This window comes from Streptomyces sp. NPDC001922 (assembly GCF_042891165.1).
GTDB lineage: Bacteria > Actinomycetota > Actinomycetes > Streptomycetales > Streptomycetaceae > Streptomyces.
On sequence record NZ_JBIASV010000011.1, the window covers coordinates 100775 to 123322 of the forward strand.

Annotated in this window: 20 protein-coding genes; 11 read left to right on the forward strand and 9 right to left on the reverse strand. The window is 71.4% G+C overall.

The features are described from left to right. Nucleotides 1-39: 39 nt before the first annotated feature. The 5 genes from sufC to ACFYYR_RS21535 form a co-directional block, all read right to left on the reverse strand. Nucleotides 40-807: a Fe-S cluster assembly ATPase SufC gene (gene sufC / locus ACFYYR_RS21515; RefSeq protein WP_351507297.1), complete on the reverse strand. Its 768-nt coding sequence runs from the start codon at nt 805-807 to the stop codon at nt 40-42. 7 nt (nt 808-814) lie between these two features. After that, nucleotides 815-1138 (reverse strand): bifunctional 3-phenylpropionate/cinnamic acid dioxygenase ferredoxin subunit, encoded by a 324-nt coding sequence (locus ACFYYR_RS21520; RefSeq protein WP_388855744.1) that lies wholly within the window; start codon nt 1136-1138, stop codon nt 815-817. Continuing rightward, nucleotides 1135-2319 (reverse strand): Fe-S cluster assembly protein SufD, encoded by a 1185-nt coding sequence (gene sufD / locus ACFYYR_RS21525; protein WP_388855747.1) that lies wholly within the window; start codon nt 2317-2319, stop codon nt 1135-1137. The genes ACFYYR_RS21520 and sufD overlap by 4 nt, the downstream gene beginning before the upstream one ends. Before the next feature lie 188 nt (nt 2320-2507). After that, nucleotides 2508-3929 carry a Fe-S cluster assembly protein SufB gene (gene sufB / locus ACFYYR_RS21530; RefSeq protein WP_388855750.1) on the reverse strand — a complete coding sequence of 474 codons (1422 nt, stop codon included), beginning with the start codon at nt 3927-3929 and terminating at the stop codon, nt 2508-2510. Continuing rightward, a complete protein-coding gene (locus tag ACFYYR_RS21535) occupies nt 3926-4726 on the reverse strand; it encodes a helix-turn-helix transcriptional regulator (RefSeq protein ID WP_388855753.1) in 801 nt (266 codons plus the stop codon). Before ACFYYR_RS21535 ends, sufB begins: the two co-directional genes overlap by 4 nt. A gap of 194 nt (nt 4727-4920) precedes the next feature. Here ACFYYR_RS21535 and ACFYYR_RS21540 point away from each other — a divergent pair, with 194 nt between their 5' ends. The 3 genes from ACFYYR_RS21540 to ACFYYR_RS21550 all read left to right on the forward strand — a co-directional run bounded on the left by ACFYYR_RS21540 (nt 4921) and on the right by ACFYYR_RS21550 (nt 8020). After that, the gene (locus ACFYYR_RS21540; RefSeq protein ID WP_388855756.1) at nt 4921-5901 is read left to right on the forward strand and encodes an ABC transporter ATP-binding protein; all 981 of its coding nucleotides are present in this window, start codon (nt 4921-4923) and stop codon (nt 5899-5901) included. An 88-nt stretch (nt 5902-5989) separates the two neighbouring features. Beyond that, on the forward strand, nt 5990-6760 hold the full coding sequence (locus ACFYYR_RS21545; RefSeq protein ID WP_388855758.1) for an ABC transporter permease: 771 nt from the start codon (nt 5990-5992) through the stop codon (nt 6758-6760). 276 nt (nt 6761-7036) lie between these two features. Beyond that, the gene (locus ACFYYR_RS21550; protein ID WP_388855761.1) at nt 7037-8020 is read left to right on the forward strand and encodes a heme A synthase; all 984 of its coding nucleotides are present in this window, start codon (nt 7037-7039) and stop codon (nt 8018-8020) included. 293 nt (nt 8021-8313) lie between these two features. Here ACFYYR_RS21550 and ACFYYR_RS21555 read toward each other — a convergent pair whose 3' ends face one another. Then, nucleotides 8314-8664, reverse strand: coding sequence for a hypothetical protein (locus ACFYYR_RS21555; RefSeq protein WP_388855764.1), 351 nt, complete (start codon nt 8662-8664; stop codon nt 8314-8316). A gap of 182 nt (nt 8665-8846) precedes the next feature. Then, complete coding sequence (locus ACFYYR_RS21560; RefSeq protein WP_388855767.1) at nt 8847-9809, reverse strand: heme o synthase; 963 nt, start codon at nt 9807-9809, stop codon at nt 8847-8849. A gap of 434 nt (nt 9810-10243) precedes the next feature. Here ACFYYR_RS21560 and tkt point away from each other — a divergent pair, with 434 nt between their 5' ends. The 8 genes from tkt to ACFYYR_RS21600 all read left to right on the forward strand — a co-directional run bounded on the left by tkt (nt 10244) and on the right by ACFYYR_RS21600 (nt 19489). Continuing rightward, nucleotides 10244-12322, forward strand: a complete 2079-nt coding sequence (tkt, locus tag ACFYYR_RS21565) for a transketolase (RefSeq protein ID WP_388855770.1) — start codon at nt 10244-10246, stop codon at nt 12320-12322. Between the two features lie 34 nt (nt 12323-12356). After that, on the forward strand, nt 12357-13475 hold the full coding sequence (gene tal, locus ACFYYR_RS21570; protein ID WP_388855773.1) for a transaldolase: 1119 nt from the start codon (nt 12357-12359) through the stop codon (nt 13473-13475). Nucleotide 13476: 1 nt separating this feature from the next. Further along, nucleotides 13477-15015, forward strand: coding sequence for a glucose-6-phosphate dehydrogenase (gene zwf, locus ACFYYR_RS21575; protein ID WP_388855776.1), 1539 nt, complete (start codon nt 13477-13479; stop codon nt 15013-15015). Next, nucleotides 15012-16070: a glucose-6-phosphate dehydrogenase assembly protein OpcA gene (gene opcA, locus ACFYYR_RS21580; protein ID WP_388855779.1), complete on the forward strand. Its 1059-nt coding sequence runs from the start codon at nt 15012-15014 to the stop codon at nt 16068-16070. Before zwf ends, opcA begins: the two co-directional genes overlap by 4 nt. After that, nucleotides 16067-16849 carry a 6-phosphogluconolactonase gene (gene pgl / locus ACFYYR_RS21585; RefSeq protein WP_388855782.1) on the forward strand — a complete coding sequence of 261 codons (783 nt, stop codon included), beginning with the start codon at nt 16067-16069 and terminating at the stop codon, nt 16847-16849. The genes opcA and pgl overlap by 4 nt, the downstream gene beginning before the upstream one ends. Nucleotides 16850-17077: 228 nt before the next feature. Continuing rightward, nucleotides 17078-17908 (forward strand): ABC transporter substrate-binding protein, encoded by an 831-nt coding sequence (locus ACFYYR_RS21590; protein ID WP_388855785.1) that lies wholly within the window; start codon nt 17078-17080, stop codon nt 17906-17908. Continuing rightward, a complete protein-coding gene (locus ACFYYR_RS21595; RefSeq protein WP_388855788.1) occupies nt 17905-18705 on the forward strand; it encodes an amino acid ABC transporter permease in 801 nt (266 codons plus the stop codon). The genes ACFYYR_RS21590 and ACFYYR_RS21595 overlap by 4 nt, the downstream gene beginning before the upstream one ends. Nucleotides 18706-18712: 7 nt before the next feature. Then, a complete protein-coding gene (locus ACFYYR_RS21600) occupies nt 18713-19489 on the forward strand; it encodes an amino acid ABC transporter ATP-binding protein (protein WP_388855792.1) in 777 nt (258 codons plus the stop codon). Here ACFYYR_RS21600 and pgi read toward each other — a convergent pair. Both pgi and ACFYYR_RS21610 read right to left on the reverse strand, forming a co-directional pair. After that, entirely contained in the window at nt 19465-21117 is a 1653-nt protein-coding gene (gene pgi / locus ACFYYR_RS21605) for a glucose-6-phosphate isomerase (protein WP_388855795.1), read from the reverse strand. The genes ACFYYR_RS21600 and pgi overlap by 25 nt on opposite strands. A 56-nt stretch (nt 21118-21173) precedes the next feature. Next, nucleotides 21174-22442: an MFS transporter gene (locus ACFYYR_RS21610; RefSeq protein ID WP_388856295.1), complete on the reverse strand. Its 1269-nt coding sequence runs from the start codon at nt 22440-22442 to the stop codon at nt 21174-21176. Nucleotides 22443-22548 lie beyond the last annotated feature (106 nt).

Sequence of the window (22548 nt, forward strand, 5' to 3'; positions counted from 1 at the left end):
CGGCGGGGACGGGGCGTGTCAGTCTCCTGACGGGGAGCGTCACTCACCCGTCGTGCCGGCCTTCACATAGGCCTCGTAGCCCTCGTTCTCCAGCTTGTCCGCGAGCTCCGGGCCGCCGGACTCGGCGATCCGGCCGTTCGCGAAGACGTGGACGCGGTCGGGCTTGATGTAGCGCAGGATGCGCGTGTAGTGGGTGATCAGCATGGTGCCGACCTCGCCGCCCTCGCGGACCCGGTTGACGCCCTCGGAGACGATGCGCAGCGCGTCGACGTCCAGGCCGGAGTCGGTCTCGTCGAGGATCGCGATCCGCGGCTTGAGCAGCTCGAGCTGGAGGATCTCGTGGCGCTTCTTCTCGCCGCCGGAGAAGCCCTCGTTCACGTTCCGCTCGGCGAAGGACGGGTCGATGTTGAGGCGCTCCATGGCCTCCTTGACCTCCTTCACCCAGGTGCGCAGCTTGGGGGCCTCGCCCCGGACCGCGGTCGCGGAGGTGCGGAGGAAGTTGGAGACGGAGACGCCGGGCACCTCGACGGGGTACTGCATCGCGAGGAAGACGCCGGCGCGGGCGCGCTCGTCGACGGACATCTCCAGGACGTCCTCGCCGTCCAGGGTCACGGTGCCACCGGTGATCGTGTACTTCGGGTGGCCGGCGAGGGAGTAGGCCAGGGTGGACTTGCCGGAGCCGTTCGGGCCCATGATGGCGTGGGTCTCGCCCTGCTTCACGGTCAGGTCGACGCCGCGCAGGATCTCGCGGGGCCCGTTCTCGGCCTCGACGGAGACGTGCAGGTCGTGGATCTCAAGCGTTGCCATGGGTGTCTCAGGACTCCTGGGTGACGGAGACGAGCACGTCGTCCCCTTCGATCTTTACGGGGTATACGGGCACGGGGCGCGTCGCGGGCAGACCGGACGGCTTGCCGGTGCGCAGGTCGAAGCTCGACCCGTGCAGCCAGCACTCGATCTGGCAGTCCTCCACCTCGCCCTCGGAGAGCGAGACGTTCGCGTGCGAGCAGATGTCGTTGATCGCGAACACCTCGCCCTCGGCGCGGACGACGGCGACCGGGGTGCCGTCGAGCTCCACCCGCTTGGGCGTGTCCTCCTCGAGGTCACCCAGCGCGCAGACGCGTACGAAGGTTTCGCTCATGCCACGGACGCTTCCAGCTCGGCGTCGATCTTGGCGATCAGCCGCTCCTCGACGTCCGGCAGGCCGATCTGCTGGACCAGCTCGGCGAAGAAGCCGCGGACGACCAGCCGGCGGGCCTCGTCGGCCGGGATGCCGCGGGCCATCAGGTAGAAGAGCTGCTCGTCGTCGAAACGGCCGGTCGCCGAGGCGTGGCCGGCGCCGACGATCTCACCGGTCTCGATCTCCAGGTTGGGGACCGAGTCGACGCGGGCGCCGTCGGTGAGCACCAGGTTGCGGTTGAGCTCGTAGGTGTCGGTGCCCTCGGCGGCGGCCCGGATGAGGACGTCGCCGATCCACACCGCGTGGGCGTCCTGGCCCTGCAGCGCGCCCTTGTAGGTGGCGTTGCTGCGGCAGTGCGGGGTGTTGTGGTCGACGAAGAGCCGGTGCTCGTGGTGCTGGCCGTCGTCGGTGAAGTACAGGCCGAGCAGCTCGGCCTCGCCGCCGGTGCCCGCGTAGTTGACCCGCGGGTGGAGGCGGACCAGGTCGCCGCCGAAGGAGACCACGATCGACTTGAACGAGGCGTCCCGGCCCACGAGCGCGTTGTGCTGCGCGGTGTGGACGGCGGTGTCGTCCCAGTCCTGCACGGAGACGACGGTGAGCTTGGCACCGTCCCCGAGCAGGTAGTCGACGTTGGCGGCCAGCACCGCGTCGCCGGTGTGGTCGATCACGACGACCGCCTCGGCGAAGGCGCCGAGCTCGATCACCTGGTGGCCGAAGGCGGTGCCGCCCTCGCCGTGCACGGCGATCCGGATCGGCTCGGTCAGCACGGCGTCCTTGGGCACCGAGACGACCGAGGCCTTCTCGAAGGAGGAGTACGCCTGAGCCGCGACCCGGTCCACCGGGACACCGGCCTTGCCGACCCGGGCGTCGTCCCGGCCGACGGTCTCGACGCTCACCCCGTCGGGCGCGCTGACCTCGACCTTGACGCCGCCGCCGTTCGCCACGGCGGTGCCGTCGTGCAGGCCCTTGAGCCGCTCGAGGGGAGTGAACCGCCACTCCTCCTCACGGCCGTGCGGGACCGGGAAGTCCGCCACGTCGTAGGACGGCGGTGCACTCATCCGGGTGGCGACGGTGGACTCCGCGGCCACCGCGATGGACCCGGTGGTGGTGGCACCCGCCGGAATGTTCTGAGCCTCAGCCATGGCTGTCGTCGTGCTCTCTCTCTGCCTGATTGGGTTCGCTCGCCTCCGGTCGGTCCCACCGGATCCCGGGGTTCGGCGGTCCGTGTCCCACACGGTCCTCCTCGCCCCGGGAGCGGCGCGTCCTTCGGTCCGCTCACGCTTCACGGGTCGGCCCCGCGCAGCGGGGCCCGGGTACGGACGGCCGGACGTCAGCCGACCGCGCCCTCCATCTGCAGCTCGATCAGCCGGTTGAGCTCGAGCGCGTACTCCATGGGAAGCTCGCGCGCGATCGGCTCGACGAAGCCGCGCACGATCATCGCCATCGCCTCGACCTCGGTCATACCGCGGCTCATCAGGTAGAAGAGCTGGTCGTCACTGACCTTGGACACGGTCGCCTCGTGGCCCATGGACACGTCGTCCTCGCGGACGTCCACGTACGGGTAGGTGTCCGAGCGCGAGATCGTGTCGACGAGCAGGGCGTCGCAGAGCACGTTGGACTTGGAGCCCTCGGCGCCCTCGCCGATCTCGATCAGACCGCGGTAGGAGGTCCGGCCGCCGGCCCGGGCCACCGACTTCGAGACGATGTTGGAGGAGGTGTGCGGCGCCATGTGCACCATCTTGGCGCCGGCGTCCTGGTGCTGGCCCTCGCCCGCGAAGGCGATGGACAGGGTCTCGCCCTTGGCGTGCTCGCCCATCAGGTAGACGGCCGGGTACTTCATGGTGACCTTGGAGCCGATGTTGCCGTCGACCCACTCCATGGTCGCGCCCTCGTACGCCACGGCACGCTTGGTGACCAGGTTGTAGACGTTGTTCGACCAGTTCTGGATGGTCGTGTAGCGGCAGCGGGCGCCCTTCTTCACGACGATCTCGACGACCGCGGAGTGCAGCGAGTCCGACTGGTAGATCGGCGCGGTGCAGCCCTCGACGTAGTGGACGTAGGCGTCCTCGTCGACGATGATCAGCGTCCGCTCGAACTGGCCCATGTTCTCGGTGTTGATCCGGAAGTAGGCCTGGAGCGGGATCTCCACGTGCACGCCCTTCGGCACGTAGATGAAGGAGCCGCCGGACCACACCGCCGAGTTCAGCGAGGCGAACTTGTTGTCACCGACCGGGATGACGGTGCCGAAGTACTCCTTGAAGAGCTCCGGGTGCTCCTTCAGCGCCGTGTCGGTGTCCAGGAAGATGACGCCCTGCTCCTCCAGGTCCTCGCGGATCTGGTGGTAGACGACCTCGGACTCGTACTGGGCGGCGACACCGGCGACGAGGCGCTGCTTCTCGGCCTCCGGGATGCCCAGCTTGTCGTAGGTGTTCTTGATGTCCTCGGGCAGGTCCTCCCAGGAAGCGGCCTGCTTCTCGGTGGAGCGCACGAAGTACTTGATGTTGTCGAAGTCGATGCCCGACAGGTCGGAGCCCCAGGTCGGCATGGGCTTCTTGTCGAACAGCTTGAGGCCCTTGAGGCGCAGCTTCAGCATCCAGTCCGGCTCGGACTTCTTCGCGGAGATGTCGCGGACGACCTCCTCCGACAGACCACGCTTCGCGGAAGCGCCGGCGACGTCGGAGTCGGCCCAGCCGTACTCGTACTTACCCAGGCCCTCCAGCTCGGGGTGGGCAGTCTCCGTGGGGAGCGTCATGCGGGGTTCCTCCCGGACGTGCTTGCAGATGCTGTGGACGTGTTCGTGGTGCGCGGTGTGCTGCGGTTCTTCGGAACGAAGGTCGTGCACACCCCGTCGCCATGAGCGATCGTGGCCAGTCGCTGGACATGTGTACCGAGCAGGCGGGAGAAGACCTCGGTCTCCGCCTCGCACAGCTGCGGGAACTGCTCGGCGACATGGGCGACCGGGCAGTGGTGCTGGCAGAGCTGCTCGCCGACCGGTGCGCTGCGCGCCGTAGCAGCGTACCCGTCGGCGGTCAACGCCCTGGCCAGGGCCTCGGTCCGGTGTTCGGGGTCGGCGCCCTCAACGGCCTCGCGGTAGGCGACGGCCTGGGCGGCGAGGCGGGCGCGGGCGAACGCGGCGACCGCGGCGTCGCCCAGCTCTCCGCCGCCGGCCGTCTGCGCGATCCAGCGCAGGGCGTCGGCGGCGAGGCCGTCGTACGCCTGGTCGAAGGCGTCCCGCCCGCAGTCGGTGAGGGCGAAGGCCTTGGCGGGGCGGCCGCGGCCGCGCGAGCCGTAGACCCGCTGCTCGCGGGGCTCGACGACATTGTCGGCGACCAGCGAGTCGAGGTGGCGGCGGACCGCGGCCTGGGTCAGCCGGAGCCGCTGGGCGAGCTCGGCCGCCGTGGACGGACCGTGATCGAGGATCGACCGGGCCACCCGGTTGCGGGTGCTGCGCTGGCCGTCGTCCTCGAAGGGTGCGGCGTGAGCAGGCGTGACGGACCCGGCGGTCTCCTGGACCGCCGCAGCCTTCGCAGCCTCGCTCGCGTATTTCACAACGCCATTGTTGCGTAATTCTCGGCGCAGCGACAACCCACGATCCGGCCGCATCCAGGTGTGCTCGATCACTTAGGGTTACCTAATGCGCCGCTGACCAGGGCGGGGGACGGCTCTGTGGACGGACCGTGAGCACGGGCGTCTTTGTGGACCTGGCAGTCGGGCCCCGGGCCGCGGTTCGTAGACTCTCCGGCATGCGAAGCGAGCCCTCCCCCAGCCGAATTCCCCGGCCCACGCCGGCCGAGGCGCCCGGGGAGGTTCCCGCCGTGGAGGTCCGCGGGCTGGTGAAGCGGTACGGGACGAAGACCGCGGTGGACGGCCTCGACCTGACCGTCCGGCCCGGCACCGTCACCGCGGTCCTCGGACCCAACGGCGCCGGGAAGACCACCACCGTCGAGAGCTGCGAGGGCTACCGCCGCCCCGACGCGGGCACCGTGCGGGTCCTCGGCCTCGACCCGGTCGCGGACGCCGCGGCGCTGCGGCCCCGCATCGGCGTGATGCTCCAGTCCGGCGGCGTCTACCCGGGGGCCCGCGCGGAGGAGATGCTGCACCACACCGCCCGGCTGCACGCCCATCCGCTCGCCGTGGACCCGCTGATCGAACGCCTGGGGCTGGGCAGCTGCGGCCGCACCGCCTACCGGCGGCTCTCCGGCGGCCAGCAGCAGCGCCTCGCCCTCGCCATGGCCGTCGTCGGCCGGCCCGAGCTCGTCTTCCTCGACGAGCCGACCGCCGGACTCGACCCGCAGGCCCGGCGGGCCACCTGGGAGCTGGTCCGCGAGCTGCGGGCCGACGGCGTCACGGTGGTGCTGACCACGCACTTCATGGACGAGGCCGAGCAGCTCTCGGACGACGTCGCGATCATCGACGGCGGCCGGGTCGCCGCCCAGGGCAGCCCCGAGGAGCTGTGCCGGGGCGGCGCGGAGAACACCCTCCGGTTCACCGGCCGGCCCGGGCTGGATCTCGCCGCGCTGCTCAAGGCCCTCCCGGCCGACACCGCCGCCGCCGAGCTGACGCCCGGCACGTACCGCGTCACCGGCAGGATCGACCCGCAGCTGCTGGCCACCGTCACCTCCTGGTGCGCCCAGCACGGCGTGATGCCCGACCGGATCTCGGTCGAGCGCCACACCCTGGAGGACGTCTTCCTGGAGCTGACCGGCAAGGAGCTGCGCGTATGAACCACGGCCGCACCGGCACCCGCCGGGGGTCCGGGGGTTGTCCCCCGGGCGGACACAGCCTGGAGCCGACCGGCAGGGAGCTGCACGTATGACCGCCACCGGCACGTTCACCCCGCGGCCCGGCGCCGCGCCGCTCGGCCGGATGATCGCCGCGCAGACGGCGCTGGAGACCCGGATGCTGCTGCGCAACGGCGAGCAGCTGCTGCTGACCGTGGTGATCCCGACGCTGCTGCTCACCCTGTTCAGCGCGGTCGACATCGTCGACACCGGATCCGGCGAGCGGGTCGACTTCCTGGCCCCGGGCGTCCTGGCCCTCGCGGTGATGTCCACCGCCTTCACCGGGCAGGCCATCGCCACCGGCTTCGAACGCCGCTACGGCGTGCTGAAGCGGCTCGGTGCGTCTCCGTTGCCGCGCTGGGCGCTGATGACCGCGAAGACCGGTTCGGTGCTGGTCACCGAGGCGTTGCAGATCGCGCTGCTGACCGCGGTCGCGTTCGCCCTGGGCTGGTCGCCGCACGGCGGTCCGGTGTCCGTCCTGCTGCTGCTCCTGCTGGGAACGGCGGCCTTCTCCGGCCTCGGTCTGCTCATGGCGGGCACGCTGAAGGCCGAGGCGACCCTGGCGGCGGCGAACCTCGTCTTCATCCTGCTGCTCGTCGCGGGCGGGGTGATCGTGCCGCTGAGCAAGTTCCCGGAGGCGGCGCAGAGCGCGCTCCAGCTGCTGCCGATCTCCGCGCTCTCGGACGGCCTGCGGGACGTGCTCCAGCACGGCGCCGGGGTGCCCTGGGGCGATCTCGGGATTCTCGCGGTCTGGGCGGTGCTGGGGCTCGGCGCGGCGGCCCGCTTCTTCCGCTGGGAGTGAGCCCGCGCCGGTAGCGGACCCGCCCCGCCCGGCCGTCGGCGGTCCCGCGGGCCGCGGCGGGTGGCCGGTTGCCGGTGCGGCCGCGCTCACGCTTCCCGCCGGGCGCACTCCCGTTGGCCCCCCTTGGACGCGGTGCCGATTGCCGCCGGACGCGGTGCCGTGACGGCGGGCGGGTGCGCGCCCGCCGCCGGGGGCCCGCAGCGCCCGGATCCCGTACCGCGGCTCCGGAACCGACCCTCGTGAAATCTTGCACAAGCCCCCGCCTACGATGAGTCCGTGCCGAATTCGTTGAATCCTCTCGAGCAGATCGCCCGCCGCTGGCAGCCCTCAGCGCGCCTGGTGGAGCGGGCCGCGCTGGCCACGGTGGTGCTGGCCGTCGTCATCGTCGTCACCGGCGGCGCGGTGCGGCTGACCCAGTCCGGACTGGGCTGCCCGACCTGGCCGACCTGCACCAAGGACAGCCTGACGCCCACCCATGAGATGGGCATCAACGGCATCATCGAGTTCGGCAACCGGATGCTGACCTATGTGCTCTGCGCCTTCGTCGGCTTCGCGATCATCGCGGCGCGGGCCCGGGCGCCCCGCCGGCGCTCCCTGACCCGGCTGGGCTGGGCGCAGTTCTGGCTGGTGATGGCGAACGGCGTGGTCGGCGGGATCACCGTGCTGACCGGCCTCAACCCGTACATCGTGGCCTCCCACTTCCTGGCCGCCTCCGCGCTCCTCACGGTCGCCGTGGTGATGTGGCTGCGGGCGCGCGAGGGCGACGCGCCGGCCCGTCCGCTGGCGCCGCGGCCGGTGATCGGCCTGTCCTGGCTGACCGTCGGGGTGGCAGGGGCGCTGATCGTCGTCGGCACGGTCGTCACCGGCTCGGGGCCGCACGCGGGCGACGCGAAGAGGGTGCACCGCATCCCGCTGAACTGGGAGCAGGTCACCCAGCTCCATGTCGATCTGGTCTTCCTGCTGCTTGGCCTGACGGTCGCGCTGCTGTTCACCCTGCGCGCGGTGGACGCCGCCGCCCCGGTGCGCCGCCGGGGGCTCGAGCTGCTCATCGTGCTGCTGGCCCAGGGCGGCGTCGGCTTCGTGCAGTACTTCACGCATCTGCCCGAGCTGATCGTCGGCATCCACATGCTCGGCTCGTGCCTGGTGTGGATCGCCGTCCTGCGGGTGCCGCTCGCGATGCGGGAGCGGCCGTGGACCGAGGAGGAGGCCGGCGTGCCGGGCCCGGCCACCGAGGACGCGGCGGTCCCCGCCGGGGTCTGAACCGGCCGCCCCGCGGTCCGGGCGGTCCGCTCCGTGGCGGGCGGTCCGCTCTCGCCACGGCCCGGACGGCCCGCCTGCTCCGGATACGCAGCTGCCCCCTGTCACCGCCGAGGTGACAGGGGGCAGGTCGTTTTCCGGGCCCGTTGGGACGGGTGGCCGGGCACAGGGGGCGACACCGGTCGCGGTCGGCGCACGGTTCCGGTCGGCGCACGGTCCCCCGGTGCGGGACGCGCTCCCGGTGCGGCGCGCGACAGGAGCCGCCGGGTGCCCGTCCCCCGGGGCCGTCGGCCTGATCAGCCGTTGCTGGGGCCGCCGAGCTGGAGGCCCGCCATGCGGGTCCACTCGTACGGGCCGGTGCGGACCTTCGCCGCGAAGTCGCCGTCGAACGACTCGTGCAGGGTGATGCCCGCGCGCTCGGCCGCCTGCTGCGCGACGGCGTGGGTGGGGGCCACCAGGTCGCCCCAGCTGCCGTCCTCGGCGACGAGCACGATGCGGGTGCCCTTCTGGCCGATGTAGGCGAGCTGGCCCTCGACGCTTCCGCCGTGGCTCTTGGCGAAGGCCTTGATCTGCTTCGCGAGTCGTGCCGCGCGGCGCTCCCCCCGTGCGTCGGGGGTGCTGTCGTCGGCCTGCTTGGTGTCTGCCATGCAATAGATGCTACCGACGGGTAGATCACCTGGCGACGTCACGTGCGGGTGGCCTTGACCACGCGCCCGGATCACCCGGCCGAGTGAGGGCGCGCCCCTGCCGGGGAAGCGGCAGGGAAAGACCGCGGCGCCCCGGCCAACAACAAGGCCGGGGCGCCGGAGAGCAGGGCGCGCGAGTGGCTTCAGCGCAGGAACGGGTCCACGGCGATGGCCACGAACAGCAGGGACACATAGGTGATGGACCAGTGGAAGAGGCGCATCTCCTTGAGCTTCGCGCCCGTCACACCCGCCTTGGCGCGCGCCTGGAGGCCGTGCGCCTCCTTGAGCCACCAGCCGCCTGCCACGACGGCCACGAGCGGGTAGAACCAGCCGACGTACCCCAGCGGCCACAGGGTCAGCGAGACGGCGACCATGACCCAGCTGTAGAGCACGATCTGGCGGGCGACCACCGTGTTGGCGGCGATCACCGGGAGCATCGGCACGCCCGCACGCGCGTAGTCGTCCTTGACCTTCATCGACAGCGGCCAGTAGTGCGGCGGCGTCCAGAAGAAGATGACGAGGAAGAGGACGACCGCGGCCCAGGAGACCGAGTTCGTCACGGCCGACCAGCCGATGAAGACCGGCATGCAGCCGGCGATGCCGCCCCACACGATGTTCTGGGCGGTCCGCCGCTTGAGGATCATCGTGTAGACGACGACATAGAACAGCAGTGCGGCGAGTGACAGCGCCGCGGACAGCCAGTTGACCAGGACCCCGAACCACACGGTGGAGATCACGGCGAGCGAGAGGCCGAACACCAGGCCCTCGCGCGGCGACACCATGCCGGTGACCAGCGGACGCTGCGACGTGCGGTCCATCAGCGCGTCGATGTCCCGGTCGATGTACATGTTGAGGGCGTTCGCCCCGCCGGCGGAGAGGTAACCGCCGATGCAGGTGGCGAGCACCAGCCACAGGTCGGGCACGCCCTGCTCGGCGAGGAACATCACCGGAACGGTGGTGATCAGCAGCAGCTCGATGATCCGTGGCTTCGTCAGAGCCACGAACCCCATGACCCTGGCCCTGAGCGGCCGGTGGCCGGGGCTCTGCTCGCGCTCCCCCACAGTCCTTCGGACGTGGCCCGCAGGACGGGATTCGACGGCCGTCACGCACACCCCTGTATAGCGGCTCCAGCGGCTCCGGCCGCGGGCACAGACCAGCAAGCACCGGTCAGTGAGGCCGGTTATGACTTGCGCGTACCACGCCACTCTAGACGTAGGGGGTACGTCGCCCGTCCCGGGGGTGGGTCGTGTCCGCTCCGGGCCGTCCGGGCCCGCTCCGGGTCCCCACGGCCGGGCCGTTCGCCGCCCGGCGCGGCACACCACGCTCCCGACAGGCGGTGCGGAGCCCGGCCCGGCAGTCTGTAACAGTGACCGCCCGGCTGAGTCGGGGCGGCCCCTCGGTACGTATCCGGTAGCGCCGGGCCGCCGGTCCGCGGGCGACGACCAGTCGAAATATGGCGCGTCCCCGCGAGGATAGGCTTGGCAGCGCCCGGTGCAGAACGTCACCGGCTTCGACATGTGGAGAGGAGCCCTGACTCAGGGTGAGCACCAAGCCGACCACCACAGACCTCGAGTGGACCGAACTGGACCAGCGGGCCGTCGATACCGTCCGCGTCCTGGCCATGGACGCCGTGCAGAAGGTCGGTAACGGCCACCCGGGCACGGCCATGAGCCTGGCTCCCGCCGCGTACCTGCTCTTCCAGAAGCTGATGCGGCACGACCCGGCGGACGCCGGGTGGACGGGCCGCGACCGCTTCGTCCTCTCCCCCGGCCACACCAGCCTGACGCTCTACATCCAGCTCTTCATGGCCGGGTACGGCCTGGAGCTGGACGACCTGAAGGCGTTCCGCACCTGGGACAGCCGCACCCCGGGCCACCCGGAGCACGGCCACACCACCGGCGTCGAGACCACCACCGGCCCGCTGGGCCAGGGCATCGCCAACGCGGTGGGCATGGCGATGGCCGCCCGTTACGAGCGCGGTCTCTTCGACCCGGACGCCGCCCCGCAGGCCTCTCCGTTCGACCACACCATCTGGACGATCGTCTCCGACGGCGACCTGGAGGAGGGTGTCTCCGCGGAGGCGAGCTCGCTGGCGGGCCACCAGAAGCTGGGCAACATCGTCGCGCTCTACGACGACAACCACATCTCGATCGAGGGCGACACCGCGACCGCTCTCTCCGAGGACGTGCTGCAGCGCTACGAGGCGTACGGCTGGCACGTGCAGCGCATCGAGCAGGCCCCGAACGGCGACTTCGACGTCCAGGAGCTGTACCGGGCGCTCAAGGCGGCGCAGGCCGAGACCGAGCGCCCCTCGATCATCGCGGCCCGCACGATCATCGCCTGGCCTGCCCCGAACGCGCAGAACACCGAGGCCTCCCACGGCTCGGCGCTGGGCGCCGCAGAGGTCGCCGCAACCAAGGAGGTGCTCGGCTTCGACCCGGAGCGCGACTTCCAGGTCGACGACGACGTCTTCGCCCACGTCCGGCAGGCGCAGGACCGCGGCCGTGAGGCGCGTGCCGCCTGGGACAAGAAGTTCCAGGAGTGGCGCACCGCCGACGCGCAGCGCGCCGCCGAGTTCGACCGCATCGCCGCGGGCGAGCTGCCCGAGGGCTGGGAGCAGAAGCTGCCGGTCTTCGAGGCCGGCAAGGACGTCGCCACCCGCAAGGCCTCGGGCGAGGTGCTCAAGGCGCTGGGCGGCGTGCTCCCCGAGCTGTGGGGCGGCTCCGCCGACCTCGCCGGGTCGAACAACACCACGATCGACGCGTCGTCCTCGTTCCTGCCCGCGGACAACCCGCTGCCCGAGGCGAGCCCGTACGGCCGCACGGTCCACTTCGGCATCCGCGAGCACGCCATGGGCTCGGCCATGAACGGCATCGCGCTGCACGGCAACACCCGGATCTACGGCGGCACCTTCCTGGTGTTCTCCGACTACATGCGCCCGGCGGTGCGGCTGGCCGCGCTGATGCAGCTGCCGGTCACCTACGTCTGGACGCACGACTCGATCGGCCTCGGCGAGGACGGCCCGACCCACCAGCCGGTCGAGCACCTGGCCGCGCTGCGCGCCATCCCGGGCCTGAACATGGTCCGGCCCGCGGACGCCAACGAGACCTCGATCGCCTGGCGCGAGATCATGCGCCGGCACACCGCGAAGCCGGCCCCGCACGGTCTGGCCCTCACCCGGCAGAACGTGCCGACGTACGAGGCCAACGAGGACGCCGCGAAGGGCGGTTACGTCCTGTTCGAGGCCGAGGGCGGGCAGCCGCAGGTCATCCTGATCGCCACCGGTTCCGAGGTGCAGCTGGCGGTCGAGGCGCGCGAGAGGCTCCAGGCCACCGGGGTTCCCACCCGGGTCGTCTCGATGCCGTCCGTCGAGTGGTTCGAGGAGCAGGACCGCGGGTACCGCGAGAGCGTGCTCCCGCCGTCCGTGACGGCCCGGGTCGCGGTGGAGGCCGGCATCGGCCTCACCTGGCACCGGTACGTCGGCGAGGCCGGCCGGATCGTGTCGCTGGAGCACTTCGGTGCGAGCGCCGACTACAAGGTGCTGTTCCGCGAGTTCGGCATCACCGCCGACGCCGTCGAGACCGCCGCGCGGGAATCTCTCGCCGCCGCCGGCCGCTGACGCCCCTAGACGACTAGTAGGAGATGCAACTCTCATGGCAGACGCACTCAAGCGCCTCTCCGACGAAGGCGTGGCGATCTGGCTGGACGACCTGTCCCGCCGGCGCATCACGTCCGGCCACCTCGCCGAGCTGATCGACCAGCAGCACGTGGTGGGTGTCACCACCAACCCGTCGATCTTCCAGAAGGCGATCTCCGGCGGCGACGGCTACGAGCAGCAGCTCGCCGACCTCGCCGCCCGCCGGGTGACCGTCGAGGAGGCCGTCCGCATGATCACGACGGCGGACGTCCGGGACGCCGCCGACGTGCTGCGCCCGGTCTTCGACGCGACCGACGGCCGGGACGGCCGGGTCTCCATCGAGGTGGACCCGCGTCTGGCGCACAACACCCGGGCCACGGTCGCCGAGGCCAAGCAGCTCGCCTGGCTGGTCGACCGCCCGAACACCTTCATCAAGATCCCGGCCACGCAGGCGGGGCTCCCGGCGATCACCGAGGTGATCGGCAAGGGCATCAGCGTCAACGTCACGCTGATCTTCTCCCTGGAGCGCTACCGCGCGGTCATGGACGCCTACCTCTCCGGTCTGGAGAAGGCCAAGGCGGCCGGCCTGGACCTGTCGGAGATCGAGTCGGTGGCGTCGTTCTTCGTGTCCCGGGTGGACACCGAGATCGACAAGCGGCTGGACGCCCTGGGCACCCCCGAGGCCAAGGCGCTGCGCGGCAAGGCCGCTCTCGCCAACGCCCGGCTCGCGTACCAGGCGTACGAGGAGGTCTTCGGCTCGGACCGCTGGGCGGCCCTGGAGAAGGCCGGCGCCAACCGGCAGCGCCCGCTCTGGGCCTCCACCGGCGTCAAGGACCCCGCGTACAAGGACACCCTGTACGTCGACGAGCTGGTCGCGCCGGGCACGGTGAACACCATGCCGGAGGCCACCCTCGAGGCGGTCGCCGAGCACGGCGAGATCCGTGGCGACACGGTGCGCGGCGGCTACGAGCAGGCCCGCGCCGACCTCGACGCGCTGGCCGGCGTCGGCATCTCGTACGACGAGGTCGTGCAGCTCCTCGAGGACGAGGGCGTCGACAAGTTCGAGGTGTCCTGGAACGACCTGCTCAAGTCCACCGAGGCGGAGCTGAAGCGCCTCGCCCCTCCGGAGGCGTGAGTTGACCTCTTCGTCCGCAGGCGGCGTCAATCCGCTGCGTGACCCTCGGGACCGACGGCTGCCGCGCATCGCGGGGCCGTCGGGCCTGGTCATCTTCGGCGTCACGGGCGACCTGTCCCGCAAGAAGCTGATGCCGGCCGTCTACGACCTGGCCAACCGGGGGCTGCTGCCGCCGGGCTTCTCGCTGGTCGGGTTCGCCCGCCGGGACTGGGCGCACGAGGACTTCGCGCAGGTCGTGCACGACGCGGTGAAGGAGCACGCGCGGACGCCGTTCCGCGAGGAGGTCTGGCAGCAGCTGGCCGAGGGCTTCCGTTTCGTGCCCGGCGAGTTCTCCGACGACGACGCGTTCGCCACGCTGAAGACGACCATAGAGGACCTGGACAAGGCACGCGGTACCGGCGGCAACTTCGCCTTCTACCTGTCGGTCCCGCCGAAGTTCTTCCCCACCGTGGTCGAGCAGCTGAAGAAGCACGGGCTGTCGGAGGGGGCCGGTGACTCATGGCGGCGCGCCGTCATCGAGAAGCCGTTCGGGCACGACCTGCGCAGTGCCCAGGAGCTCAACAACATCGTCCACCAGGTGTTCCGGCCGTCCGACGTCTTCCGGATCGACCACTACCTGGGCAAGGAGACGGTCCAGAACATCATGGCGCTGCGCTTCGCCAACACGATGTTCGAGCCGCTCTGGAACCGCAGCTACGTGGACCATGTGCAGATCACGATGGCGGAGGACATCGGGATCGGCGGCCGGGCCGGCTACTACGACGGCATCGGCGCCGCCCGCGACGTCATCCAGAACCACCTGCTGCAACTGCTGGCGCTGACCGCGATGGAGGAGCCGTCCTCCTTCGACGCCAAGGCGCTGGTGACCGAGAAGCTGAAGGTCCTGCGCGGCGTCAAGCTGCCCCGGGAGCTGGGCAAGCACACCGTGCGCGGCCAGTACACCCGCGGCTGGCAGGGCGGTGTGGAGGTGCCCGGCTACCTCGAGGAGGACGGCATTCCGCCGGACTCGCGCACCGACACCTACGCCGCGATCAAGCTGGAGATCGACAACCGCCGCTGGGCGGGCGTCCCCTTCTACCTGCGCACGGGCAAACGGCTCGGACGGCGGGTCACCGAGATCGCGGTGGTCTTCCAGCGCGCCCCGCACTCCCCGTTCGACACCACCGACACCCAGGAGCTGGGCCAGAACGCCCTGGTCATCCGGGTGCAGCCGGACGAGGGCGTGACCATCCGGTTCGGGTCGAAGGTGCCCGGTACCCAGATGGAGATCCGGGACGTGACGATGGACTTCGCGTACGGCGAGTCCTTCACCGAGTCCAGCCCCGAGGCGTACGAGCGGCTGCTGCTCGACGTGCTGCTGGGCGACGCCAACCTCTTCCCCCGCCACCAGGAGGTGGAGGAGTCCTGGCGCATCCTCGACCCGATCGAGGCGTACTGGGACAAGCACGGGAAGCCCGAGCAGTACACCTCGGGCACCTGGGGACCGAAGGCCGCGGACGAGATGCTCGCACGAGACGGACGGAGCTGGCGCCGGCCATGAGGACCGAACTCACCGACACCACGTCCAGCCAGATCAACAACGCGCTGGTCACGGCCCGCCGGGCGACCGGCACCCCGGCCGTCGGCATGGTGCTCACCCTGGTGATCGTCACCGACGAGGGCAACCACTACGACGCGCTGCGGGCGGCGAGCACGGCCTCCAAGGAGCACCCGTCCCGGATCCTGGTGGTCATCAAGCGGCCGGGGCGCTCGCCCCGGGACCGCAAGATGGCCCGGCTGGACGCCGAGGTCCGGGTCGGCGGCGAGACCGGCATCGGGGAGACCGTGCTGCTCCGGCTGCACGGTGAACTCGCCAACCACGCCCACTCCGTGGTCCTGCCGCTGCTGCTGCCGGACGCCCCGGTGGTCGTGTGGTGGCCGGAGGAGGGTCCGGAGGACCCGGCCGGGGACCCGATCGGGCAGCTCGCGGCGCGGCGGGTCACCGACGCCGCGGCCACCGAGGACCCGGTCGCGACGCTGGAGCAGCGCGCCAAGGCGTACGCCCCCGGCGACACCGACCTGGCGTGGACCCGGATCACCGGCTGGCGCAGCGTGCTCGCGGCCGCGCTGGACCAGCGGCACTCGGCGATCAAGTCCGCCGTGGTCGAGGGCGAGGCGTACAACCCGAGCAGTGAACTGCTCGCGCTGTGGCTCGCCGACCGGCTCGGCATACCGGTGGACCGCAAGATCTCCGACGGGCCGGGGCTGACCGCGGTCCGCCTGGAGACGGCCGACGGCACGATCTGCCTGGACCGGGCCAATGGTTCGCTGGCCGAGCTGGCCATGCCCGGTCAGCCGGACCGGCATGTGGCGCTGAAGCGGCGGGAGGTCAGCGAGCTGATCGCCGAGGAGCTGCGCCGGCTCGACCCGGACGAGAGCTACGCGGCCACCGTCAAGTTCGGGGCGACCAAACAGGGCAAGAGTGTCATCGCCGCCGGTCAGACCGGTGCCGCTCCCGCCGGGCCCGGATCGGACGACGGTACCGGGGCGCACGCGGAGCAGAAGGCGCCGGCCGCCCCGGCGAAGCGGACCGCGGCGAGGAAGGCGGGCAAGTGAACGCTCCGCAGATCGTCGTCCACCGGGACAAGGAGCTGATGGCGCAGGCCGCGGCGGCCCGGCTGCTCACCCGGATCGTGGACGCCCAGGCCGCCCGTGGCTCGGCGTCGGTGGTGCTCACCGGCGGGCGCAACGGCAACGGCCTGCTGGCCGCGCTCGCCGCGTCCCCGGCCCGGGACGCGGTGGACTGGTCGCGGCTGGACCTGTGGTGGGGCGACGAGCGCTTCCTGCCCGCGGGGCACCCGGACCGGAACGACACCCAGGCCCGGGAGGCGCTGCTGGACGCGGTGCCGGTGGCTCCGGAGCGGGTGCACTCGATGCCCGCCTCGGACGGTCCGCACGGCGACCACGTGGAGGCGGCGGCGGAGGCGTACGCGGCCGAACTCGCGGGCGCGGCGCGCCCGGAGAACCACGCGTCGGTGCCGTCGTTCGACGTGCTGCTGCTGGGGGTCGGTCCGGACACCCATGTGGCGTCGCTCTTCCCGGAGATGCCGGGCGTCCGGGAGACCGAGCGCACGGTCGTCGGGGTGCGGGGTGCGCCCAAGCCGCCGCCGACCCGGATCTCGCTGACGCTCCCCGCCATCCGCGCGGCCCGCGAGGTGTGGCTGCTCGCCGCCGGTGAGGACAAGGCGGGGGCCGCGGCCATCGCGCTGTCGGGCGCCGGTGAGGTGCAGGCTCCCGCCGCGGGGGCGCGCGGACGGAGCCGCACCCTGTGGCTGCTCGACGCGGCCGCGGCGGCGAACCTGCCGCGCGGGCTGTATCCGCCGGCCTCACCCTGACGGTCCTGCATCCGGGCCCCGGTGCCGTGTTCCCGACGCGGCACCGGGGCCCTGCTCCTTCCGAAAACCGGACCGTCCGGCTCCGGTGGTGTTGCGGCAGCATTGCAGCACTGTGAAGCCCCGTGAATCCCGAGGTCACGGGGCTTTTTCGGGTCACGAACCCTGGACACTGGCGTTCCCCGTACGACAGGCTGTGCGACCACTGCCCGCCGTAACCCTGGGGTGCCGATGACTCTGCCCGCCCGTTCGATACGCCGCCGGTCCGTCCTGTTGCCGATGGCCGCCTGCAGCGCTCTGCTCCTGACCGGATGCGGCTCCGGGGGCTCCGGCGGCACCACGGTGAAGGGGGTGCATCTGGCCAAGGCCGGGCAGCTGACGACCTGTACCCACCTGCCGTACCCGCCGTTCCAGTTCGAGAAGGGCGGCAAGGTCGTCGGCTTCGATGTGGCCATGATCGACCTGGTCGCCGAGGAACTCGGCGTGAAGCAGGTCGTGGTGGACAAGTCGTTCGAGACCATCAAGACCGGCGCCGACCTCAACGCGAACACCTGCGACGTCGCCGCCGCGGGCATGACGATCACGGATGAGCGGAAGCAGAACCTCGACTTCTCCGCCCCCTACTTCGACGCGACGCAGGCGCTGCTGGCCCGCAAGGGGCTCAAGGTGGACTCGTTGAAGGACGTGACGTCGAAGAAGCTGAAGCTGGGGTCGCAGTCCTCGACGACCGGGGAGGACTTCGCCCGCAAGGCGGGGGCCGACTCGCGGTCCTTCGAGTCCTCCGACGCCGAGCTGAACGGGCTGCGCACCGGCCAGGTCGATGTGATCATCCAGGACTTCCCGGTGGTGCAGAGCTGGCTGAAGGACTCCCGCACCGCGGCGAAGTTCGAGCTCGTGGGCAATCTGGACACCGGTGAGCAGTACGGCTTCGCGGTGAAGAAGGGCGGCAACCCTCAGCTGCTGAAGAAGATCGACGCCGCGATCGCGAAGGCCCGTAAGGACGGCACGTACCGGAAGCTCCACGAGAAGTGGATCGGCCCGCTGCCGGAGGACGCCCGGTGAGCACCGCCCTGACACCACGCCGCAGGCAGCGGCTGGCCCGCGGCGCGCAGTACGCGGTGTTCGGCGTCGCGGTGCTGCTGCTCGCGGCGTTCGCGGACTGGGAGCGGCTCCGGGAGCAGTTCCTCGACGTGTCCGTGGCGCGACAGCTGTTCCCCGATCTGATCACGGTCGCGCTGTTCAACACCGTCGTCTACACCCTCTCCGGCTTCGCCGTGGGGCTGGTGCTGGGGCTGGTCGTCGCACTGATGCGGCTGTCCTCGGTGGGCCCGTACCGCTGGCTGGCGATGGCGTACATCGAGTTCTTCCGCGGGCTGCCCGCCCTGCTGATCTTCATCTTCGTCGGGGTCGGGGTGCCACTGGCCTTCCCCGGTCTGGTCTTCCCCGGCGGCACCTACGGGCAGGTGGCGTGCGCCCTGGGGCTGGTGTCGGCCGCGTACATGGCGGAGACCATCCGGGCCGGGATCCAGGCCGTGCCGCGCGGCCAGCTCGAAGCGGCGCGGACGCTCGGCATGTCGCATGCGACGGCGATGCGGTCGATCGTGATTCCGCAGGCGTTCCGCATCATCGTGCCGCCGCTGACCAACGAGCTGGTGCTGCTCTTCAAGGACTCCTCGCTGGTGCTGTTCCTCGGGGTCACCCTGGAGCAGCGCGAACTCACCAAGTTCGGGCGGGACCTGGCGAGCCAGGAGGCCAACACCACGCCCATCTTCGTCGCGGGGCTGTGCTACCTGCTCGTGACGATCCCCCTCGGCCTGCTGGTGCGGCGGCTGGAGTCCCGGCATGCGAAGGCGCGGTGAGAACGGTATGAGCACGGAAACGACGCGGCCGGCGGCGATCGAGATCCAGGGGCTGCACAAGTCCTTCGGCGAGCTGGAGGTACTGCGCGGCATCGACTTCCGGATCGGGTACGGCGAGGTGGTGTGCGTCATCGGGCCGTCGGGGTCCGGGAAGTCCACGCTGCTGCGCTGCGCGAATCTGCTGGAGCAGCCGACCGCCGGGAAGGTGCTGGTCGGCGGGGTCGACATCACCGATCCGGAGGTGGACATCGACCGGGTGCGCCGCCGGGTCGGGATGGTCTTCCAGTCGTTCAATCTCTTCCCGCACCTGTCCGTCCTGGAGAACCTCACCATCGCGCAGCGGCGGGTGCTGGGCCGGGGCAGGGAGGAGGCCGCGGAGGTCGCGCGGGAGAACCTCGCGAAGGTCGGGCTGACCGACAAGGAGGACAGCTACCCGGGGCGGCTGTCGGGCGGCCAGCAGCAGCGGGTGGCCATCGCCCGGGCGCTGTCGATGGGCCCGGAGCTGATGCTCTTCGACGAGCCGACCAGCGCGCTCGACCCCGAACTGGTCGGCGATGTGCTGGCGGTGATGCGCACCCTGGCCGACGAGGGCATGACGATGATGGTCGTCACCCACGAGATGGGCTTCGCCCGCGAGGTCGCCGACCGGGTGGTCTTCATGGACGACGGGAACGTGGTGGAGGAAGGTGGCCCGGACGAGGTTCTGGTCCGTCCGGGCCACCAGCGGACCCGGGCCTTCCTGGCCCGGGTCACCGAACCTCAGCGGCCGCGCAGCGAGCGGTAGCGGGCGGCCAGGGCGGCGGTGGAGCTGTCGAGGTCCGCGCCGCCGGTGCCCTCGGTGAGGACCGGCTCGATCCGCTTGGCCAGGGCCTTGCCCAGTTCCACGCCCCACTGGTCGAAGGAGTTGATGTTCCAGACCGCGCCCTGGACGAACACCTTGTGCTCGTACAGCGCGATGAGCTGGCCCAGCACTGAGGGGCTGAGCTCGGTGGCGAGGATCGTGGTGGTGGGACGGTTGCCGTGGAAGGTGCGGTGCGGCACCTGCTCCGGCGCCACGCCCTCCGCCACGACCTCCTCGGCCGTCTTCCCGAAGGCCAGCGCCTGCCCCTGGGCGAACAGGTTGGCCATCAGCAGATCGTGCTGGGCGGCCAGTTCCGGACCCAGCTCCTCGACGGGCCGCACGAAGCCGATGAGGTCGGCCGGGACGAGCTTGGTGCCCTGGTGCAGCAGCTGGTAGTACGCGTGCTGGCCGTTGGTGCCGGGGGTGCCCCAGACGATCGGCCCGGTCTGCACCCGCACCGGGCGGCCCTCGCGGTCCACCGACTTGCCGTTGGACTCCATGTCCAGCTGCTGGAGGTAGGCGGTGAACTGGGCGAGGTAGTGGCTGTACGGCAGCACGGCGTGCGACTGGGCGTCGTGGAAGTCGTCGTACCAGATGCCCAGCAGGCCGAGCAGCAGCGGGGCGTTGGCCTCCGGCGGCGCGGTGCGGAAGTGCTCGTCGACGAGGTGGAAGCCGTCCAGCATCTCGCGGAAGCGGGCCGGGCCGATGGCGATCATCAGGGAGAGGCCGATCGCCGAGTCGAAGGAGTAGCGGCCGCCGACCCAGTCCCAGAACTCGAACATGTTCTCGGTGTCGATGCCGAACTTCGCCACCTCCTCCCCGTTCGTGGAGAGCGCCACGAAGTGGAACGGCACCGCGGCCTCGTCCCCGCCGAGCCCGTCCAGCAGCCAGCTCCGGGCGGACCGGGCGTTGGTGACCGTCTCGATGGTGGTGAACGTCTTCGAGGCGACGATGAACAGCGTCTCGGCCGGGTCCAGGTCCCGGATCGCCTCGTGCAGGTCGGCGCCGTCCACATTGGAGACGAAACGGAACGTCATCGAGCGGTCGGTGTACGCGCGCAGCGCCTCGTACGCCATGGCCGGGCCGAGGTCCGAGCCGCCGATGCCGATGTTGACGACGTTCCGGATCCGCCGGCCGGTGGAGCCGACCCACTTGCCCGAACGGACCGAGTCGGCGAAGCCCGCCATCCTGTCGAGCACGGCGTGCACCCTGGGGACGACGTTCTCGCCGTCCACCGTGATCACCGCGTCCCGCGGGGCGCGCAGCGCGGTGTGCAGCACGGCGCGGCCCTCGGTGACATTGATCTTCTCACCGCGGAACATCGCGTCCCGCAGCTCCGCCACGCCGGTCGCCGCCGCCAGTTCCCGCAGCAGCCGGAGGGTCTGGTCGGTGACCAGGTGCTTGGAGTAGTCCAGGTGCAGATCACCCACCTGGAGGGAGTACCGCTCGCCGCGGTCGGGGTCACCCGCGAACAGCTCGCGCAGCTGCACCTCCCCGAGCTGCTCCCGGTGCTTGCCCAACGCGACCCACTCCGGCAACCGGTCGAGCCCGGTACGGCCTTCTGCGTTCATCTGCGCCTTCACCACTTCTCTCGTACCTGCCCCGCTGCGGGTCCCAACTTAATTGATCAGGCCCGGGTCCGAGGTGTCCCCCGGCTGTCCTCACGGCCAAGTGCGGGTATCAGCGCGGCGACACCGCCCAGGAACAGGCCGGCGGCCAGCAGCATGGGCGTGTTGAGCCCCCAGGCACCGGCGACCGCTCCGCCGAGGACCGCGCCGGCCGGGGCGCCCGCGACCGACGCGGTACGGAACGCCGCGCCGACCCGGCCGAGCAGCTCGGGCGGCGTGCTCTGCTGCATCATCGTCACCTCGGTGACATTCCAGACCATCCCGACGAAGCCGAAGATCCCCAGGGCGACGGTGGCGGCCGGGAGGCCGGGCAGGGTGCCCAGCGCCAGCAGACAGCCGGTCTGCACGAGTCCGCCGGCCAGCAGGACCCGGGTCCGCCCCAGCCGTTCGGTGATCCGGGACGCCAGCAGCCCGCCGGCGACGGTTCCGACGCCGTACACCGTGATCACCAGGGCGTATCCGGTGTCCCCGGCGCCCAGCCGGCCCTTCACCAGCAGCACCAGGGTGCCGATGAGCGCGCCGATGGCGACATTGCACACCGCGGTGGACAGGCACAGGGCCCGCAGCACCGGATGCCGCCACAGGGCCCGCAGCCCGTCGGCGATGTCCCGCCGGAGCGTCGCCCCCGGCGGCCGCGGGTCCCGCTCCGGCGCCGCGGTCCGCACGGACGCCACCAGCACTGCGGCGAGCAGGTAACTGACCGCGTCCACGGCGTACGGCGCGGCCAGGCCCACCCCCAGCAGCACCGGCACCAGCGGAGCGCCCACGAACCGGTGCGCGGCCTCCTGCCCGGTCATCAGGCGGGCGTTCGCCCTGCCCAGCGCCGCCCGCGGCACCACGGACGGCAGCAGGGCGGTCGCCGCGTTGTCGAAGAGGGTCTGGAGTGTGGTGAGGGCGAAGGCGAGGAGGATCAGCAGGGCGATGCTCGCGTGGCCGGTCGCGACCAGGACGGCGAAGGCCGCCATGAGCAGGGCACGCACCGTGTCCACCGCCCACATGGCCCGGCGCTGGTCCACCCGGTCCGCGACGGCACCGCCGAGCAGCCCGAAGAGCAGCCAGGGCGCGAGTCCGGCGGCGGTGACCAGGGAGATGAGCAGCGGTGAGTCGGTGAGGCCGTAGGCCAGCAGGGGCAGCGCCGCACCGCGCAGCGCGTCCCCGAACCGGGAGACCACGGCCGCGGTCCACAGCCGTCCGAACCCGCCCCGCCAGGCGGGCACCACGGATTCCGGTACGGACGGCGCCCCCTCGCCCGGCGCGGCGGCCGGCACCTGCCCGGGGCCGGCGGCCGCCCTCGTCCCACCCGCCACTTGTGTGGTGCCCGCCCCTTGCGCCTCGTGTGCCCCTTCAGGCTCGGAGGCCACGGTCCGTTCCGGC

What these genes read in the sequence shown, in the direction of transcription:
- sufC (WP_351507297.1), bottom strand. Translation starts at nt 807, where the DNA reads ATGGCAACGCTTGAGATCCACGACCTGCACGTCTCCGTCGAGGCCGAG.
- ACFYYR_RS21520 (WP_388855744.1), bottom strand. Translation starts at nt 1,138, where the DNA reads ATGAGCGAAACCTTCGTACGCGTCTGCGCGCTGGGTGACCTCGAGGAG.
- sufD (WP_388855747.1), bottom strand. Translation starts at nt 2,319, where the DNA reads ATGGCTGAGGCTCAGAACATTCCGGCGGGTGCCACCACCACCGGGTCC.
- sufB (WP_388855750.1), bottom strand. Translation starts at nt 3,929, where the DNA reads ATGACGCTCCCCACGGAGACTGCCCACCCCGAGCTGGAGGGCCTGGGT.
- ACFYYR_RS21540 (WP_388855756.1), top strand. Translation starts at nt 4,921, where the DNA reads ATGCGAAGCGAGCCCTCCCCCAGCCGAATTCCCCGGCCCACGCCGGCC.
- ACFYYR_RS21545 (WP_388855758.1), top strand. Translation starts at nt 5,990, where the DNA reads ATGACCGCCACCGGCACGTTCACCCCGCGGCCCGGCGCCGCGCCGCTC.
- ACFYYR_RS21555 (WP_388855764.1), bottom strand. Translation starts at nt 8,664, where the DNA reads ATGGCAGACACCAAGCAGGCCGACGACAGCACCCCCGACGCACGGGGG.
- tal (WP_388855773.1), top strand. Translation starts at nt 12,357, where the DNA reads ATGGCAGACGCACTCAAGCGCCTCTCCGACGAAGGCGTGGCGATCTGG.
- opcA (WP_388855779.1), top strand. Translation starts at nt 15,012, where the DNA reads ATGAGGACCGAACTCACCGACACCACGTCCAGCCAGATCAACAACGCG.
- ACFYYR_RS21590 (WP_388855785.1), top strand. Translation starts at nt 17,078, where the DNA reads ATGACTCTGCCCGCCCGTTCGATACGCCGCCGGTCCGTCCTGTTGCCG.
- ACFYYR_RS21600 (WP_388855792.1), top strand. Translation starts at nt 18,713, where the DNA reads ATGAGCACGGAAACGACGCGGCCGGCGGCGATCGAGATCCAGGGGCTG.
- pgi (WP_388855795.1), bottom strand. Translation starts at nt 21,117, where the DNA reads ATGAACGCAGAAGGCCGTACCGGGCTCGACCGGTTGCCGGAGTGGGTC.